The 17,663-nt window shown below is 62.5% G+C and carries 16 protein-coding genes; 2 read left to right on the top strand and 14 right to left on the bottom strand.

Annotation, left to right across the window (positions count from 1 at the left end):
* Window positions 1–41 precede the first annotated feature (41 nt).
* The 5 genes from ntrX to dusB form a co-directional block, all read right to left on the bottom strand.
* Entirely contained in the window at window positions 42–1,406 is a 1,365-nt protein-coding gene (ntrX, locus tag ACN9MO_RS06345) for a two-component system response regulator NtrX (RefSeq protein WP_057255682.1), read from the bottom strand.
* Window positions 1,396–3,666, bottom strand: a complete 2,271-nt coding sequence (locus tag ACN9MO_RS06340) for a sensor histidine kinase (protein ID WP_113131796.1) — start codon at window positions 3,664–3,666, stop codon at window positions 1,396–1,398. Before ACN9MO_RS06340 ends, ntrX begins: the two co-directional genes overlap by 11 nt.
* 221 nt (window positions 3,667–3,887) lie before the next feature.
* Window positions 3,888–5,342, bottom strand: a complete 1,455-nt coding sequence (gene ntrC / locus ACN9MO_RS06335) for a nitrogen regulation protein NR(I) (RefSeq protein WP_057255678.1) — start codon at window positions 5,340–5,342, stop codon at window positions 3,888–3,890.
* A complete protein-coding gene (locus tag ACN9MO_RS06330) occupies window positions 5,339–6,490 on the bottom strand; it encodes a two-component system sensor histidine kinase NtrB (RefSeq protein WP_058326657.1) in 1,152 nt (383 codons plus the stop codon). Before ACN9MO_RS06330 ends, ntrC begins: the two co-directional genes overlap by 4 nt.
* On the bottom strand, window positions 6,487–7,530 hold the full coding sequence (gene dusB / locus ACN9MO_RS06325) for a tRNA dihydrouridine synthase DusB (protein ID WP_058326658.1): 1,044 nt from the start codon (window positions 7,528–7,530) through the stop codon (window positions 6,487–6,489). The genes ACN9MO_RS06330 and dusB overlap by 4 nt, the downstream gene beginning before the upstream one ends.
* 251 nt (window positions 7,531–7,781) lie before the next feature.
* Here dusB and ACN9MO_RS06320 point away from each other — a divergent pair, with 251 nt between their 5' ends.
* Window positions 7,782–8,987 (top strand): bifunctional 2-C-methyl-D-erythritol 4-phosphate cytidylyltransferase/2-C-methyl-D-erythritol 2,4-cyclodiphosphate synthase, encoded by a 1,206-nt coding sequence (locus ACN9MO_RS06320; RefSeq protein ID WP_348627339.1) that lies wholly within the window; start codon window positions 7,782–7,784, stop codon window positions 8,985–8,987.
* On the top strand, window positions 8,987–9,484 hold the full coding sequence (locus ACN9MO_RS06315) for a CinA family protein (RefSeq protein ID WP_057255671.1): 498 nt from the start codon (window positions 8,987–8,989) through the stop codon (window positions 9,482–9,484). Before ACN9MO_RS06320 ends, ACN9MO_RS06315 begins: the two co-directional genes overlap by 1 nt.
* On the opposite strand, the gene ACN9MO_RS06310 is transcribed toward ACN9MO_RS06315, so the two are convergent.
* From ACN9MO_RS06310 to ACN9MO_RS06270, 9 genes are all read right to left on the bottom strand, one after another.
* Entirely contained in the window at window positions 9,472–9,921 is a 450-nt protein-coding gene (locus tag ACN9MO_RS06310) for a type II toxin-antitoxin system RatA family toxin (RefSeq protein ID WP_057255670.1), read from the bottom strand. The two genes, ACN9MO_RS06315 and ACN9MO_RS06310, sit on opposite strands and share 13 nt — an antisense overlap.
* A 9-nt stretch (window positions 9,922–9,930) precedes the next feature.
* Window positions 9,931–10,497 (bottom strand): AAA family ATPase, encoded by a 567-nt coding sequence (locus tag ACN9MO_RS06305; protein WP_057255668.1) that lies wholly within the window; start codon window positions 10,495–10,497, stop codon window positions 9,931–9,933.
* Window positions 10,498–10,650: 153 nt separating this feature from the next.
* A complete protein-coding gene (gene lipA / locus ACN9MO_RS06300) occupies window positions 10,651–11,619 on the bottom strand; it encodes a lipoyl synthase (protein WP_113131816.1) in 969 nt (322 codons plus the stop codon).
* A gap of 122 nt (window positions 11,620–11,741) precedes the next feature.
* A complete protein-coding gene (locus ACN9MO_RS06295; protein WP_112995919.1) occupies window positions 11,742–11,993 on the bottom strand; it encodes a GlsB/YeaQ/YmgE family stress response membrane protein in 252 nt (83 codons plus the stop codon).
* A 174-nt stretch (window positions 11,994–12,167) separates the two neighbouring features.
* Window positions 12,168–13,613 (bottom strand): dihydrolipoyl dehydrogenase, encoded by a 1,446-nt coding sequence (lpdA, locus tag ACN9MO_RS06290; RefSeq protein WP_058326661.1) that lies wholly within the window; start codon window positions 13,611–13,613, stop codon window positions 12,168–12,170.
* Window positions 13,614–13,631: 18 nt separating this feature from the next.
* Entirely contained in the window at window positions 13,632–14,213 is a 582-nt protein-coding gene (locus ACN9MO_RS06285; protein WP_058326662.1) for a GNAT family N-acetyltransferase, read from the bottom strand.
* Window positions 14,214–14,215: 2 nt separating this feature from the next.
* On the bottom strand, window positions 14,216–14,857 hold the full coding sequence (locus tag ACN9MO_RS06280) for an SGNH/GDSL hydrolase family protein (RefSeq protein WP_057255660.1): 642 nt from the start codon (window positions 14,855–14,857) through the stop codon (window positions 14,216–14,218).
* A 65-nt stretch (window positions 14,858–14,922) separates the two neighbouring features.
* On the bottom strand, window positions 14,923–16,263 hold the full coding sequence (locus ACN9MO_RS06275; RefSeq protein WP_058320576.1) for a pyruvate dehydrogenase complex dihydrolipoamide acetyltransferase: 1,341 nt from the start codon (window positions 16,261–16,263) through the stop codon (window positions 14,923–14,925).
* Window positions 16,264–16,278: 15 nt separating this feature from the next.
* On the bottom strand, window positions 16,279–17,649 hold the full coding sequence (locus ACN9MO_RS06270; RefSeq protein WP_057255658.1) for a pyruvate dehydrogenase complex E1 component subunit beta: 1,371 nt from the start codon (window positions 17,647–17,649) through the stop codon (window positions 16,279–16,281).
* Between the last annotated feature and the right edge of the window lie 14 nt (window positions 17,650–17,663).

The raw sequence follows: 17,663 nt of genomic DNA, 5'->3' as shown, positions 1-17,663 counted from the left end.
ACTTTCACCTGGGAGCGCTGCCGCGATGGCCGGAAAATGCCTCAGACGCCCAGCGACTTCAGCTTGCGATGCAGCGCCGACCGCTCCATTCCGACAAATTCCGCCGTACGGGAAATATTGCCCCCGAATCGGTTGATCTGCGCGATCAGATAATCACGCTCGAACATTTCGCGAGCCTCGCGCAACGGCAACGTCATGATGTGCTGGTCGCCCTGCGCGGAGATCTTCGGCAGCGTATCGCCCACCTCCGTCGGCAGCATGTCCGCGGAAATCGGCGTGTCCGGACCGTCGCTGCGGGCAAGAATCATCAGGCGCTCGATGTTGTTGCGAAGCTGGCGGATGTTGCCCGGCCAGTCGTGGGCCTGGAGCACGGCCAGGGCATCGTCGCCGATCTTGCGCGGACGAATGCCGGCCTGTTCGCTGACCTGGCGCATGAACATGTCGACGAGGAACGGAATATCCTCGCGCCGTTCGGCGAGCGCCGGCACACGCACCGGAATGACGGCAAGCCGGTGGAACAGGTCTTCGCGGAACAGGCCCTCGGAGATCATGTTTTCGAGATTGTAGGCGGTCGAGGAGATGATCCGGACATCGACCTTGACGCGCTTGGTACCGCCGACACGCTCGAACTGCTGGTCGACGAGCACCCGCAGAATCTTGTTCTGCGTCTCGCGCGGCATCTCGCCGATTTCGTCGAGATAGAGGATGCCGCCATGGGCTTCCTCGAGCGCACCGGTGCGGCGTGGCTGTCCCGGCGTTCCCTCGGTTCCGAACAGCGCGATTTCCATGCGGTCAGGCGTGATCGCCGCCGCGTTCAGCGCCACGAAAGGACCGGTCGACCGTGTCGACTTGCGGTGGATCATCCGCGCGACCAGTTCCTTGCCCGATCCTGACGGCCCCTGGATCATGATGCGGCTGTTGGTCGGCGCGACCTTCTCGATCGTCTGACGAAGCTGCGACACGGCAACCGACGTCCCGATCAGTTCGACGGGATCGCCGGACTTCTTCTTCAGCTCCGAGACTTCACGCTTGAGCTTCGAGTTTTCCAGCGCCCGCTCGGCAATCAGGATCAGCCGGTCGGCCTTGAAGGGCTTCTCGATGAAATCGTAGGCGCCACGCTTGATGGCGTTGACGGCGGTCTCGATATTGCCGTGACCGGAAATCATGACGACGGGGAGGTCCGGATAGCGCCCCTTGATCTCGTCGAGCAGCGCCAGGCCGTCGAGCCGGCTTCCCTGCATCCAGATATCGAGGAAGACTAGGCGCGGCACGCGATCGCTGATCGCCGCCAGCGCGCTGTCGCTGTCGAAGGCGGTGCGGGTTTCGTGCCCTTCGTCAGAGAGAATACCCGACACGATCTCGCGGATATCTTCCTCATCGTCCACAACCAGAATATCAGCGGCCATCGCTCGCACCCTTATCCTTCAAACTGTCTTCGCCCCCGGTTTCTCCGGCAGGCGGCAGGACCACGCGGATCATCGCCCCGACACCGCCGTCAAAATCGGCTGGCGCGTCGTGCAACTCCAATTGTCCGCCATGGTCCTCAATGATCTTCTTGACGATGGCGAGTCCCAGGCCCGTGCCCTTCTCGCGCATCGTCATGTATGGCTCCAGAATCCTGTGTCGGTTCTCCGTCGGCAGCCCCTTGCCGTTGTCGATGATATCGACGACAAAGCGACCCGTTGCCACGTCGGTTCGTGCTCGTGCGACAATCCTCGGATGGCCGCGCACCGCATCGGCCGGCACCGCTTCGATCGATTCGACCGCGTTCTTGACGATGTTGCCGAAGGCCTGACCGAGCATGCGCCCGTCGAACAGGCCCTCGAGCGGCTCTTCGCCGAGGTCCCGCACAAAATCGATGTGATTGTTGCCCATCTCGCGCAGGAACATCGCATCCTTCAGGATCGTGCGGAGATCCGCCTTTTCCTTGGTCGGCTTCGGCATGCGCGCGAAAGCCGAGAACTCGTCGACCATGCGACCGATGTCTTCTACCTGGCGCACGATCGTATCGGTGCACTGGTCGAAGATAGCCTTGTCTTCCTGGTTGATCTGCTTGCCATAACGGCGCTTCAGACGTTCGGCGGAGAGCTGGATCGGCGTCAGCGGGTTCTTGATCTCGTGCGCGATGCGGCGCGCTACATCGGCCCACGCGGTCGAGCGCTGAGCGATGACGAGGTCGGTGATGTCATCGATGGTGATGACGTAGGATTCGTTCGCTTCGCCACCCTCTTCGCGCGTCACCTGAACGTTCAGCGTCCGCTCGGTTCCGCTGCGCATGATATTGATCTGCTTGCGGTAGTCGTTGCGATGGCGGCTTTCGGCCTCCACCAGAACCTCTTCGACCTCCGGCGCTACCGTGCGCAGGTCCGCGCCGAGGAGTTCAGGCGCCGCCTTCTTCAGGAACTCTTCGGAAAACGAGTTGACGATGGTGATCTGTCGATCGCGCCCGACACCGATCACCGCCGCAGTCACGCCTGAAAGAACAGCCTCGATGAAACGACGGCGATGATCGACTTCGTCCTTGGCCTCCAGGATCTGTTCCTGCTGGCTGCGGATTTCCGAGACCATCTTGTTGAAGGTGCGCGACAGGTTACCAACGTCGCCGTCGACGGCACGGACCGGCACGACAACATCGAGATTGCCGGAGGCGACACTGTCGGCAGCGCCGATCAACTGGCGAATGGGCCGGACGATGCGGTCGGCAACCGCGATCGCGGTCCAGATCGCAGCCAGGAGAACGATGAGCGCAAACCCGATATAGAGAACACCGAAGGCGATCTGCGTGAAGGTTCGACCGGCCTCAAGCATCTTGTACTCGGCCGTGTTCTCTTCCATCAGCCGCAGCGAGCGCATCACTTCCGGATCGACATTGCGAACCGTGTAGAGATAGGTGCCCGGAATGTCGTCGAGCGGAATAACGGCCCCGACAAGGTTGGTGACCCCTGGCGGAATCAGTGTCGGTTGACCGGATACCGAGCTTTTCAGTGCGTCCGGCGGAATGGAGGGCAGCGGACGGTCCGTGGAGATGTTGGCCTGAATTATAGCGCTGCCATCAGCACGAACCAGGAATGCCCCAAGCATGCCGCGGCCGCGCGCCTGGCGGGTCATGAGTTCCGTGAAACCGGTGCGGTCGAGGCTATAGAGCTGCCGGTTGCGTTCGAGGTCGTTGGCCATCGACACCGTCTGACCCTGCAGATAGCTGGCATTCTCGAGCACATAGGCCTGGGCGACGTTGATCGACGAGCGGACGATCGCCTGCGTCCGCAGCGAAAACCAGCGATCGAGGCCGACGTCGAGCGTGATGCTGGCAAAAATCGCGACAAGAACCGCAGGCGTGATCGCCACGATCGAAAACAGCGCAACGATGCGCACGTGAAGGCGCGCGGCGGCGCGGCCTTTGCGTCGGGCGCGTAGCAGCCGCAGGATTTCGCGGGCGATCAGATAGATCAGGCCAACGACGAACAGGCTGTTGATGGCAGCGCAGGCGATGACGACATTTCGCTCGAGCCGTATCGGCGTCAATCCGAGAAGAACGAGCAGCGAGACAGTGGCGCAGATCAAGGCGCCGGTCGCCAGCATCAGCCCCGGCAGGGCAAAGGACGCGCGCCGGTCCTGCGCCGCGAGTCCCTCATCTGTGCCCAGCGGCAAGGCCATTGCGTCCACCATGAAAAGCGTTCCCCCAACCGGCGCCAGCCGGCGACGGCATCACTTGCTAGCATTCTCTGGTCAAAGGTTGACCTCGCCGCCCAAAGGGCTGCCGCGTTGCACCCCCAGTCAATCAATTGGGTCAAATCGATTGAACGAGACGGCAACGACACGCGATTCGGCGATCGTCACACGTTCAAGCAACGCATTGTGGCGAAAATGCAACGGTGGCCGTGTCCAAGTCAAGCGCTGCGTGAGCTGCGATAGACCGAAACACCGAGTTCGCGGATTTTCTTGCGCAGCGTGTTACGGTTGAGGCCGAGCAAATCGGCCGCCTTGATCTGGTTACCACGGGTTGCGGTGAGCGCCGCAAGGATCAGCGGATACTCCATTTCGGCAAGCACGCGATCGTAAAGGCCGGCCGGAGGCAAAGCTTCGCCGAAGCTTGCGAAATACTGGCGCATGTTTTCTTCGACGGCCTGCGAAATGGTGAGCGATCCGGGCCGCGCCGCGGTCTTTTCGATCGGGCTGTCCGGTATCTCGGAACGCAACTCGTTTTCGATGATCTCGCGGGTGATCACGTCCTGTGGATAAAGTGCCGTCAGGCGCCGCACCAGGTTTTCCAACTCGCGCACGTTGCCCGGCCATGCATGCGCCTTCATCAGTTCCAGCGCTTCATGATCGAAGCGCTTGACGTCGAGCCCTTCCTTTTCGGCCTGCTGGACGAAGTGACGAACGAGATCCGGAATATCCTCCGCGCGGTCACGCAGCGGGGGCAGACGCAGCGGCACGACGTTGAGGCGATAATAGAGGTCTTCGCGGAACAGGCCCTGATTGATCGATTGCTTCAGGTCCTTGTTGGTCGCCGCCACGATGCGCACGTCCGAACGGATCGGCGTGCGGCCGCCAACGGTCGTGTATTCGCCCTGCTGCAGCACGCGCAGCAGGCGGGTCTGTGCGTCCATCGGCATGTCGCCGATTTCATCGAGGAAAAGCGTGCCGCCCTCGGCCTGTTCGAAACGACCAGTCGAGCGCACCTGGGCACCGGTGAAGGCGCCCTTCTCGTGGCCGAAAAGCTCCGATTCGATAAGATCGCGCGGGATCGCCGCCATGTTGATCGCAACGAACGGACCGTTGCGTCGCTTGCCATAATCGTGCAGCGCGCGGGCGACGAGTTCCTTGCCGGTGCCGGACTCGCCGGTGATCATCAGGGTGAGGTCCGTCTGCATCAGGCGCGCCAGCACCCGGTAGATTTCCTGCATCGCCGCCGAACGACCAACCAGCGGCATACCGTCCTGGGTGTCGTCGTCGAGCTTGGCCGGCCGGCGCTTGGGCTCCGACAGCGCCCGGCCGATGATGCCGATCAATTCGGTCAGGTCGAAGGGCTTGGGCAGATAGTCGTAGGCACCCTTCTCCGAAGCCTTGATCGCCGTCATGAAGGTGTTCTGGGCACTCATGACCAGCACCGGCAGATCGGGGCGCGCCTTCTTGATGCGCGGCAGGAGATCGAAGGCATTCTCGTCGGGCATGACAACGTCGGTCACGACGAGATCGCCGTCGCCCGCTGCGATCCAGCGCCAGAGCGTCGCCGCATTGGAGGTGATGCGGACATCGTAGCCGGCGCGGCTCAGCGCCTGGTTCAGCACGGTGCGAATGGCGGCATCATCATCCGCAACGAGGATCGTGGCACCCGTCATGCAAGGCTTCCTTTTGTCATCGGCATGTCGTCTTCATCCGCTGCCTGGCCTTTGGAGGCCGGCATCAGGACACGGAAAGTGGTGCGGTTCTGCTGGCTGTCGCATTCGACGATGCCGCCATGGGCACCGATGATCTTGGCGACCAGCGCCAGCCCCAGGCCGGAACCGTTGGTCTTGGTGGTAATGAAAGGATCGAAGAGCAGCGGCAGCAGGTCGGACGGCACGCCCGGTCCATTGTCGTGCACGCAGAATTCCAGCGGCAGCGAGATCTTCTCGCGCGTCCCGGCTACCGACAGGCGTATACCCGGCCTGTAGGCCGTCGTCAGCACGATCTCGCCATCGCTGCGGTCGCCGATCGCTTCGGCCGCATTCTTGATCAGGTTCAGGAACACCTGAACCAGTTGGTCGCGGTTCGCATAAACGGGCGGCAGAGACGGATCGTAGTTCTCCGCAAACTTGATGTGTCGGGCAAAACCGGCCTTGGCGATCGCCTTCACATGGTCGAGCACCGAATGGATGTTCAGCGGCACGCGATCCACCGGGCGCTCGTCGGAAAACACCTCCATGCGATCGACCAGCGAGACGATGCGGTCGGTCTCATCGCAGATCAGACGTGTCAGCGCCCTGTCTTCGTCATTGGCGGAGGTTTCCAGCAGTTGGGCGGCACCGCGGATGCCCGAAAGCGGGTTCTTGATTTCGTGCGCCAGCATCGAGGCAAGCCCCGTCACCGAACGGGCAGCACCACGATGGGTAAGCTGCCGGTCGATCTTGTCGGCCATCGAGCGCTCCTGGAAGACGACGACGACCGAGCCTGGCTCGGAAAGGACCGGGGCGACATAGAGATCGACGAGCTTGTCGGCGCCGAGACGCGGCGAACTCAGGTCGACGCGGTACTCGTTGACCGGCGCCTTGCGCTCGCGCACCTGTTCGATCAGGGTCAAGAGCGGGCTGCCGAAGGGGATGAAGGCGCTGATGTTGTGGCGCGCCAGATGATTGGCGCTCGCGCCGAAAAACGATTCGGCTTCCCAGTTGGCAAACGCGACCAAACCATTGGCATCGACCAGAATCACCGGGTTCTGAATGGCGTTCAGAACCGCCATCGACAGACCGTTGGCGGCCGCATCGGGAATGCTCGGCTTCTCGGTCATGCGGCCATTCCTTCCGCGACCGCCTCGCCTTCCAGCTTGGCCGGAGCCGCATCGAGTATCGCGGCGCGTGCCCTGTCGCAGACGAAACGGGTATCAGTCGATGTCAGGATCGCTGCCTTTTCCGTGCCTGCGATATCAGGGGCAAAGCGGTCAAGGTACCAGGCGACATGTTTGCGCGCGTGCCGCACGGCGACGTCGACACCATAGAATTCGAGCATCATTTCGTAGTGCTCCGCAAAGATATCGGCGATCGCCGCCTGCGACGGGTGCTCAACGGCACCGGCAAGAAAGCCGACGTGCCACGGGCGCCCCTGCGACGAACGCCCGGCCATGACGGCATCAGCGCCCGACCGGCGGAGAATCTCTTCCGCGTCGGCGATCGTCTCCACGTCGCCATTGGCGACCAGGGGGACGGTAATGACCTCGCGAACCGGGCGAATGGCATCCCAATCCGCCTTGCCGTTGTAGAACTGCATGCGTGTACGGCCGTGCACGGTAATCGCCTTCACCCCGGCGTCTTCGGCGCGCTTGGCAATCAGCGGCGCGTTGATCGAGTTTTCGTCCCAGCCGAGCCGCATCTTCAACGTCACCGGCACTTCGACGGCATCGACTGTCGCCTCAACCAGCGACAGCGCGTGATCGGGATCGCGCATGAGTGCCGAGCCGGAGTAGCCACCCGTCACCTTCTTGGCCGGGCATCCCATGTTGATGTCGATGATATCGGCACCATTGTCTGCAGCTATCTTGGCGGCTTCCGCCATCCAATGGGCCTCACGGCCGGCAAGCTGAACGATATGCGGTTTGATGCCGGAGTTCTTGAGCCGCGCCCAAGATTCAGACGCGTTGCCGACCAACTCGCGGCTCGCAACCATCTCGGTCACGACAAAGCCGGCGCCATAGCGCCATGCAAGCCGCCGGAACGGCAGATCGGTAACGCCGGACATGGGGGCGAGCGCAACGCGATTGCGGAGTTCGATAGTCCCGATCCGGAGCGGAGACGAAAGAGCCGGAATTGGCAAATGCATATCTTTCAGGCACATGTTGTTCCTGCACTATTTTTAGACATTGTTCTCAGGCTTGCCAAGCGATTTCGGCGCCTTGCGCAAAATTCCCGGCTTACAGCGCCGCGCGTCTCTCAAGACGCGCTAAGGTCGCTGTAAGATTTTAGACCTGCCGCATAATTTTGCCCGTAGATCGATTCCGATCTAAGCAATTATGCAGTGCTGGCAAAGCACGACCCTTCGCGGTACATCACGGCGAAGATCGGCGAATGCGGGACCTCATACAGAAGATGCAGCCTCAAGAACAGCTAAAGTGCGGCGTGGTAATCGTTGCAGCCGGACGCGGCGAACGTGCCGGGCAATCCGCCGAGGGCCCGAAGCAGTATCGAACCATCGGCGATCGCCCCGTTATCGCCCATACGCTTGACACTTTCGCGACATGGCCGGGCGCCGGCCCGATCGTCGTCGTCATCCATCCGGACGACGAGGCCCTGTTCGATGCCGCACGCAAACGCTCAGTCGTCGGCGATGTGATCATCGTCCATGGTGGCGCGACCCGGCAGATCTCCGTGCTCGCCGGCCTCGAAGCCCTGGCTGAAACCGGCGCCGGTCATGTGATGATCCACGATGCGGTCCGTCCCTTTGCCGATCACGCACTACTCTCGCGCTGCGCAGCGGCGCTTGGTGGCGAGGTCAAAGCCGTGTTGCCGGCGGTCGCCGTCGCGGACACGCTGAAGCGCGCGTGCAAGGATGGCGTCGTACTGGAGACTGTGCCGCGCGACGGTCTCTATGGCGCGCAAACACCGCAGACCTTCGATCTTCCGGCCATTCTTGCTGCCCACCGGGATGCAGCCAAGAGCGGCCGCGCTGATTTTACTGACGATGCCTCGATCGCCGAATGGGCCGGCCTCAAGGTCGTCCTCGTCGAGGGCACGGTAGACAACGTCAAGCTGACATTGAAAAGAGACATCGCCATGGCCGACGAGAAGCTCAACCGGACCGCCCTGCCCGACGTACGCACGGGCAACGGTTACGACGTGCACCAGTTGATCGAGGGCGACGGCGTGACGCTCTGCGGCGTCTTCATTCCGCACACGAAGAGGCTCTCCGGCCATTCCGATGCCGATGTGGCGCTGCACGCGCTCACCGACGCGCTGCTTGCCACCTGTGGCGCCGGCGACATCGGCGACCATTTCCCGCCGTCCGACCCGCAATGGAAGGGCGCGCCGTCGCGCATCTTCCTGGAGCATGCGGCTCGCATCGTGCGCGAGCGCGGCGGCATCATCACCAATGCGGACGTTTCCCTGATCGCGGAGGCACCGAAGGTCGGCCCGCATCGGCTGACGATGCGCGAGAACCTTGCAGACATGCTCGGCATCTCGCTCGACCGCTGCTCGGTCAAGGCAACGACGAACGAACGCCTCGGCTTCGTGGGCCGCGATGAAGGCATTGCCGCCATCGCCACGGCGACCGTCGTCTATGGGAGCCTTTCGTAATGTGGCCCGCCGATATCGAAGTCAAAGCCGGTGAGATCATCGCCAAGTTCACGGCGCGGGACCTCAAAGTCGCCACCGCCGAATCCTGCACCGGCGGCCTGATCGCCGGGGCGCTGACCGAGATTTCCGGTTCGTCCGCGGTCGTCGATCGCGGTTTCGTCACCTACTCCAACGAAGCGAAGGTAGCGATGCTTGGCGTCGAGACCGCAACACTTGCGGCCCATGGCGCCGTTTCGCGGGAGACAGCAATTGAGATGGCGCGTGGCGCCCTCTCGCATTCGGCAGCGGATTTCGCCGTTGCCGTCACCGGCATTGCCGGTCCCAGCGGCGGTTCGGCTGAAAAGCCGGTCGGGCTCGTGCACCTTGCGGCATCCGGGCGAAACGGCGCGATGCTGCACCGGGAGATGCGCTATGGTGATATCGGCCGCAGCGGCATCCGGCTTGCGACCGTCCGCACCGCGCTCGACATGCTCATGGAAATCGCTCAGGCCGTATAGATGCTGTCGGCGCGCTTTTCGAAGGCGTCGGAGAACATGCGGAAGGCGCGGTCGAACATCGATCCCATCAACGCGCCGAGAATGCGGCTCTTGAACTCGTAGTCGATGTAGAAATGCACGATCGACTGCCCCTCGCCCGCGGGTTCGAAGCGCCAGCGGTTGTCGAGATATTTGAACGGCCCGTCGATGTATTTGACTTCGATCGCGCGCTCGGCCTTGTTCAACAGCACCTGCGTCGTGAAAGTCTCGCGGATCGCCTTGTAGCCGACGGTCATGTCGGCCAGCAGCAACACCTTGCCGTCGCGCTCCTTGCGCGTGCGCACCGTCAGTGCCTCGCAGAGCGGCAGGAATGCGGGATAGTGCTCGACATCGGCAACCAGATCGAACATCTGGTCCGCGGTATGCTTGACGACATGGTTGGTTTCAAAATGCGGCATGATCGAGAGCTAGTCGCCCCGCCTTATCTTCGCAAGTAGTAACGCCGTTTCCGCGTGCGATTTCAACACGAGAACCGGCAGGTTGGCATGGCCGGCCAGCTGCGCCTCGATCTCAACCGCATCCCTGCGCTCGAAGTTCCAGATGTAGCGAAGGAAATCGAGATCGACCTTCTCCGGACAATCATCGGCCATATCCGGGCGGGTCTTTTTCCAATGGGCGAACCAGCGCCAGAGCACACCGCGCAGCGAAACCCAGCGCGGCGGCCGCATCCAGATCACCACGTGTGTGCGTGGCAAGCGGAGCGGCAGCGTCTTCGGACTGGTACCATCCATGATCCAGCGTTCGCCAGCCGCAGCCTTCGAGATCAGGGCAAGCATTTCCTGCCTCGGCCGCAGCTTCCACCCCGGCAACCAGAAGAATTCCCGATCCATCGCCAGATGCGGCAAACCGAACTGCTCGGACAGTTGCCGGGAAAGCGTGCTCTTGCCGCTGCCGGAACAGCCTATTACCAGAATGCGTTGCGCGCTTTCGAGATGCGACACCGCCTCGTCCCAGTTGCTCACGTATCGCGGCATCGGCTCGCGTCCTCCAGAGACAGCCGTTAGGTGATTGAACGGGAGGATGCAAGCTTTGCGCGAGCAGCCCGATGTCGCTCCGACGCCCTCCCCAAAACAAAAACTCCGGCGCAAGCGCCGGAGCCGATCGTTTTTTGAGAACCTGTTTCCGTCTTACTCGGCAGCCTGCAGCTTCTTCTCACGCGCTGCCCTGAGGCGGGCGAAGTCGTCGCCGGCATGGTGCGACGAGCGCGTCAGCGGGCTCGAGGAGACCATGAGGAAGCCCTTGGTGTAGGCGACGGTCTCGTAGGACTTGAACTCCTCGGGGGTCACGAACTTCTCGACCTTGTGGTGCTTGCGCGTCGGCTGCAGGTACTGGCCGATCGTCAGGAAGTCGACATCCGCGGTGCGCAGGTCGTCCATCAGCTGCAGCACTTCGTTGCGCTCTTCGCCGAGGCCGACCATGATGCCGGACTTGGTGAACATCGTCGGATCCAGCTCCTTCACGCGCTGCAACAGGCGGACGGAGTGGAAGTAGCGCGCACCCGGACGGACCGTCAGATAGTTGCCGGGCACGGTTTCCATATTGTGGTTGAAGACGTCGGGCTTGGCGGCGACGACGCGCTCCAGTGCACCCGGCTTCTTCAGGAAGTCCGGCGTCAGGATCTCGATGGTCGTCGCCGGCGACGCTTCGCGGATCGCCCAGATCACCTTCTCGAAGTGCTCGGCGCCGCCATCTTCCAGGTCGTCACGGTCGACGGAGGTGATGACGACGTGTCTGAGGCCCATCTGCTTGACGGCCTTGGCAATGTTCGCCGGCTCTTCGAGATCGAGCGCATTCGGCTTGCCGGTCGCGACGTTGCAGAAGGCGCAGGCGCGGGTACAGATCTCGCCCATGATCATGAAGGTGGCGTGCTTCTTGTCCCAGCATTCGCCGATGTTCGGGCAGCCCGCTTCTTCGCAAACAGTGACGAGCTTGTGGCTCTTCACGATCGAACGCGTCTCCTGATATCCCTTGGACATCGGCGCCTTGACGCGGATCCACTCCGGCTTGCGCATGACTTCGGTGTCGGGCTTGTGGGCCTTTTCCGGGTGGCGGACGCGTTGCGCCCGGTCAGAGACGACATCGAATACCGTTACCATACTGTCTTCCTCGTCGCGGCGGGCCGGCATCAGGCCGGATGACCCATTTTCGCTCTATATAGACGGCCCGACGGGAAATGTCAGGCCGTCTCGCCCGACGGAAGCGCAAATGGCCCGGCAGGCTATCGTTTGACGGCGCGACCAACGGCAATCAGCAGGCAGGCGCCGATAAAGCCGATGACCAGATAGGCGACCCAGCCGGCAAAAGCCATGCCGAAGGCCTCCAGGATGAAATTCAGCACCACCGCGCCGATGATGCCGAGCAGTATGTTCATGAACAGACCCATCTCGCTGCTCATGAACCTCTCCGCGAGCCACCCGGCCAAACCGCCGATGATGATCGCAGCCAGAATGCCGACGCCGTTCACGCTCATTTTGATCTCCGTGCATTGAAAACGAGGCCATTCTCAATGCCGAAGCCTATCAAAAGTTCCGGCGAGGATACAGCGCCGCGCGTCTCGAAGGACGCGCAAAGGTCGCTGTAACCCTTTGAATGCCGTATAATTTTGTCCTTAAATCGATGTCGATCTAAGGAATTATACGGGGCTCTAGGCGTTGAGCGCGCGGCCGTAGGCGTCGAGCACGCTTTCCTTGATCGTCTCCGAAATCGTCGGATGCGGGAAGATCGTGTGCATCAGGTCTTCTTCTGTCGTCTCGAGGTTCATCGCGACGACGAAGCCCTGGATGAGCTCGGTGACTTCGGCCCCGACCATATGGGCGCCGAGCAGCTCACCGGTCTTCTTATCGAAGATGGTCTTGACGAGACCCTGGTCCTCGCCGAGCGCGATTGCCTTGCCGTTGGCAACGAAGGGGAAGCGGCCGACGCGGATCTCGCGGCCCAATTCCTTGGCCTTGGCTTCGGTGAGGCCGACGGAGGCGACCTGCGGATGGCAATAGGTGCAGCCCGGGATCTTCAGCTTGTCCATCGGGTGCACATTCGGCAGGCCGGCGATCTTTTCGACGCAGATCACGGCCTCGTGCTCGGCCTTGTGGGCGAGCATCGGCGGGCCGGCGACGTCACCGATGGCGTAGATGCCCGGCACGTTGGTCTTGCCGTAACCATCGATGGCGATGAAGCCGCGATCGGTCTTCACGCCGAGGGCCTCAAGACCGATATTTTCGACATTGGCCTGCACGCCGACGGCGGAGATCATCCGGTCCGCGGTGATCTTTTCGACCTTGCCGTCCTTCATCTCCACATGGGCTGTGATCGAGTTCGCGCCCTTCTCGACCTTCGTCACCTTGGCTTCGAGATGGATCTTCATGCCCTGCTTTTCGAACTGCTTCTTGGCAACGCCGGATATTTCGGCGTCCTCGACCGGCATCACGGTCGACATGACTTCGACAACCGTTACGTCAACGCCCATGGTGCGGTAGAACGAGGCGAACTCGATGCCGATCGCGCCCGAGCCCATGACCAGCAGCGACTTCGGCATTTCCTCAGGCTTCATCGCCTCGAAATAGGTCCAGATCAGCTTGCCATCGGGCTCGATGCCCGGAAGCGCGCGCGGCCGGGCGCCGGTCGCGATGATGATGTGCTTGGCGGTGTAGGTGCCCTCGCCCTTGGTGTTCTTCGGCAGCGGCGCCTGCGGCTGGACAACCGGCTTCGTCGATTTACCGACGACGATCTCGCCGGGCCTCGTCAGCTTCGCCTCGCCCCAGATCACGTCGACCTTGTTTTTCTTCATCAGGAAGCCGACGCCGCCGTTCATGCGTTCGGCAATGCCGCGTGAGCGTGCGACGATCGCCTTCAGGTCCGGCGTCACCGTGCCTTCGATCTTGACGCCATAGGCGCCCGGATGCTGGGCGTAGTGCAGAACTTCGGCGGAGCGCAGCAGCGCCTTGGTCGGAATGCAGCCCCAGTTGGAGCAGATGCCGGCCAGATGCTCGCGCTCGACGATCGCGGTCTTGAGACCCAACTGCGCCGCACGAATGGCGGCGATATAGCCCCCTGGACCCGAACCGATGACGATGACGTCGTAATTCTCAGCCATATGTTTCCTGCCTTTGTCTCAAGCGACCTTGCGGGTGAACAGCACCCAGTCGTGTTTCTTGCTTTCCTCAAAGAGCGGAACCGCCCCGGCGCGCGCTGCCTCGCCGAAACCGTTTGCTCTGTATAGTGCCTGGGCCCTGTCGTTGTGGCTTTCGGTGATCAGGCTCACCGGCGCCGATCCGGCGCGTTCGAATTCCTTTGCCAGGAGCGCGCTGCCGATTCCGCGGCGGCGCTGATGGCGATAGACGCCGAGGCTCTCGATGAACCAGTGACCGACGATCTGCCTCTGCAGTGCCAGCAAGGGTTCCAGAACCGGGTGCTTGGGAACGATCTCCAGCACTTCCGGACCGATCGAATAGCCGACCGCCAGACCGACAACTTCATCATCAACTTCAGCAACGAGAGCGTCGCGCCAGTTTCCAGGCCCGGGCTCTTCGCGCAGCTTGTTGCGGCCACGCTCGAAGGCCGTATCCGTCACCCCATGAAGAACGGCGCCGTACCAGAGCCAGGAGGCAAAGCCATGCGCGGCGACATCGACGAGGATGGCGAGCTCGGCCGCCTCGCGCTTTTCCGCCGGACGAATGGTGACGCCCCCCACCATCTCTAGACCCCAAGCATCATCCGCACGACCGGTTCGAGACCCCGGCCGATCGCACGCGTATTCTCCGCATCGAGATGCACACCATCGAGCGGCGTGGTCTGAGCGACCGATCCGGCGTCGAAAAAGCCGCAATCGAGTTCGTCGGCGAGATCGCGATAAAGCGGTGCCAGCATCGCCGACTGCTCGACGCCGCCGGCGTACATCGCGCCGAAGGCGGCATTGGCCGTTTCGCAGAGCATCGGCGGCGAGACGATCAGGATTTCCGGCCCACCCTCGTCTTCGACCGGCCAGTCATGCCGGCGCACGAGCGTGACGAGACGCTGGATGCCCTTCACGGCGCCGAAAGCGGTTCCGTGGATCACCGGCTTCATATCGTTGGCGCCGAGAAGAAGAATGATCAGATCGAGCGGCGCATGGCTGTGCAGCACCGTCGGCAGCACTTTTGCGCCGTTGCGGTCGCAATCGGCGAGATGGTCGTCATAGGCGGTCGTACGACCGTTCAGTCCCTCGGCGATGACCTGAACGTCCGAACCCAGCGCCTTCTGCAAGACGCTCGGCCAGCGATCGGCAAACGCGTGACGACCACCATCCGCGGCATCGTAGCCCCAGGTCAGACTGTCGCCATAGCAGAGAACTGTTTTCATCGTCCGGGCCGCCTTCGACTGCGCGAAAAGGAACGGACCGGCCCGAAGGCCGGTCCCTATCCAACTCAGACCAGCATGCCCATCGGGTTTTCGATGTAGCGCTTGAAGGCTCCGAGCAGTTCGGCGCCGAGCGCGCCATCGACGCAGCGATGGTCGGTCGAGAGCGTAACGGTCATGACATTGGCGATGACCATCTGTTTGTTTTTGACGACGACGCGCTCCTCGCCCGCACCGACCGCGAGGATCGTGGCATGCGGCGGGTTGACGACGGCGGCGAAGTTCTTGACGCCCATCATGCCCATGTTGGAGACCGCCGTGGTGCCGCCCTGGTACTCCTCGGGCTTCAGCTTGCGGTCCTTGGCGCGCTGGCCGAGGTCCTTCATCTCGTTGGAGATGGCAGACAGGCTCTTCAGCTCCGCCTGGCGCACGATCGGGGTGATCAGGCCGCCCGGGATCGACACGGCAACGCCGACGTCAGCGTGCTTGTGCTTGACCATGTTGCTCTCGGTCCAGGAGACGTTCGCATTCGGAACGTCGCGCAGCGCAAGCGCCAGGGCCTTGATGACCATGTCGTTTACGGAGAGCTTGTAGACCGGCTTGCCGCCCTGCTCCGGAGCAGCGGCATTGAGCTGGGCGCGCAGTGCAAGAAGCGCGTCGAGCTCGCAGTCGAGCGACACGTAGAAGTGCGGGATCGTCTGCTTGGATTCGACCAGGCGCTTGGCGATCGTCTTGCGCATGCCGTCATGCGGTATGAGCTCGTAAGAGCCCGGCTCGAAGAGCTTGAGAACGGCATCGTCCGACGGGCCCTTGGCAAGCGGTGCGGCCGCGGGAGCGGCAGTGCCGGCAACCGGTGCGGTTGCAGGCTTCGCGGTGCCACCGGCAACGGCAGTCTCAACGTCCTTCTTGACGACGCGACCATGCGGGCCTGTGCCGGCGATTGCCGACAGGTCGATGCCGGCGTCCTTGGCCAGACGACGGGCGAGCGGCGAGGAGAAGACGCGAGCGCCTTCGGACTTCGCCGGCTGGGCTGCAACCGGAGCCGGAGCAGCGGCAGGAGCCGCAGCCGGAGCGCTCGGCGCTACCGGTGCCGGCGCTTCCGCCTTGGCCGCGGGAGCCGGTGCGGCTGCGCCGTTGCCACCCTTTGCAGCGGCAGCAACATCCTCGCCATCTGCGGCGAGAACGGCGATCAGCGCATTGACCTTGACGCCATCGGTGCCGGCGGGAACGACGATCTTGGCGACGGTGCCTTCGTCGACGGCTTCGACTTCCATCGTCGCCTTGTCGGTCTCGATCTCGGCAATCACGTCACCGGACTTGACCTTGTCGCCTTCCTTGACCAGCCACTTGGCCAGATTGCCTTCTTCCATCGTCGGAGAGAGGGCCGGCATTGTGATGTTGATAGGCATCGAAGAACCCTCCCCTTATTTGTAGCAAACGGCTTTCACCGCATCGACGACTTCAGCAACGTTCGGAAGCGCGAGCTTCTCGAGGTTCGCGGCGTAAGGCATCGGCACATCCTTGCCGGCGATCGTCAGGATCGGAGCGTCAAGGTAATCGAATGCCTGCTGCATGACGCGGGTCGCGATCTCGGTACCGACGGACGACTGCGGGTAGCCTTCTTCGACGGTGACGAGGCGACCGGTCTTCTTGACCGATTCGATGACCGTCGGCAGGTCCATCGGACGGATGGTACGCAGGTCGATAAGCTCGACGTCGATGCCCTGGGCTTCGAGTTCAGCAACCGCCTTGACCGCATAGGTCATACCGATGCCGAAGGAGACGATAGTTGCGTCCTTGCCGACCTTGTGGATGCGGGCCTTGCCGATCGGCAGCACGAAATCGTCAAGCTTCGGCACTTCAAAGGAGTGACCGTAGAGGATTTCGTTTTCGAGGAAGATGACCGGGTTCGGGTCGCGGATCGCGGCCTTCAGCAGACCCTTGGCGTCGGCTGCCGTATAGGGCATGACGACCTTGAGGCCGGGGATATGGCTGTACCAGGCGGCATAGCACTGCGAGTGCTGGGCAGCCACGCGGGCAGCGGCACCGCTCGGGCCGCGGAAGACGATCGGCGCGCCCATCTGGCCACCGGACATGTAGAGCGTCTTGGCAGCGGAGTTGATGATCTGGTCGATCGCCTGCATGGCGAAGTTGAAGGTCATGAACTCGACGATCGGGCGAAGACCGGTCATGGCAGCGCCGACGCCGACACCGGCAAAGCCATGCTCGGTGATCGGGGTGTCAATGACGCGACGCGAACCGAATTCCTGCAACAGGCCTTGGGTGATCTTGTAGGCGCCCTGGTACTCGGCGACTTCTTCGCCCATGACGAAAACGTCGTCGCTCAAGCGCATTTCTTCGGCCATGGCGTCGCGAAGCGCTTCGCGAACGGTCATCGTCACCATTTCGGTGCCGGCCGGGATTGCCGGATCGGCGGCAACTTCAACCTTCGGCTGGGCTGCAACCGGAGCCGGCGCGGACGCAGCCGGAGCCTCAGTGGCTGCCGCCTTCGGCGCTTCGGCCTTTGGAGCGGCGATATCGCCTGCCGCTTCGCCGTCCTGCAGCAACACGGCGATCGGCGTGTTGACCTTGACGCCCTCGGTGCCGGCGGCAATCAAGAGCTTGCCGATCGTGCCTTCGTCGACGGCTTCGACTTCCATCGTCGCCTTGTCCGTCTCGATTTCAGCGATGACGTCGCCGGAAGACACCTTGTCTCCCTCGTTCTTCAGCCATTTCGAGAGCGTGCCTTCCTCCATCGTCGGGGAAAGGGCGGGCATAAGAATTTCTACTGGCATGTTTGTCCCTCCCC

Source organism: Ensifer sp. R-19, assembly GCF_049905105.1.
GTDB lineage: Bacteria > Pseudomonadota > Alphaproteobacteria > Rhizobiales > Rhizobiaceae > Ensifer.
This window is presented reverse-complemented; position numbering and strand designations above follow the sequence as displayed.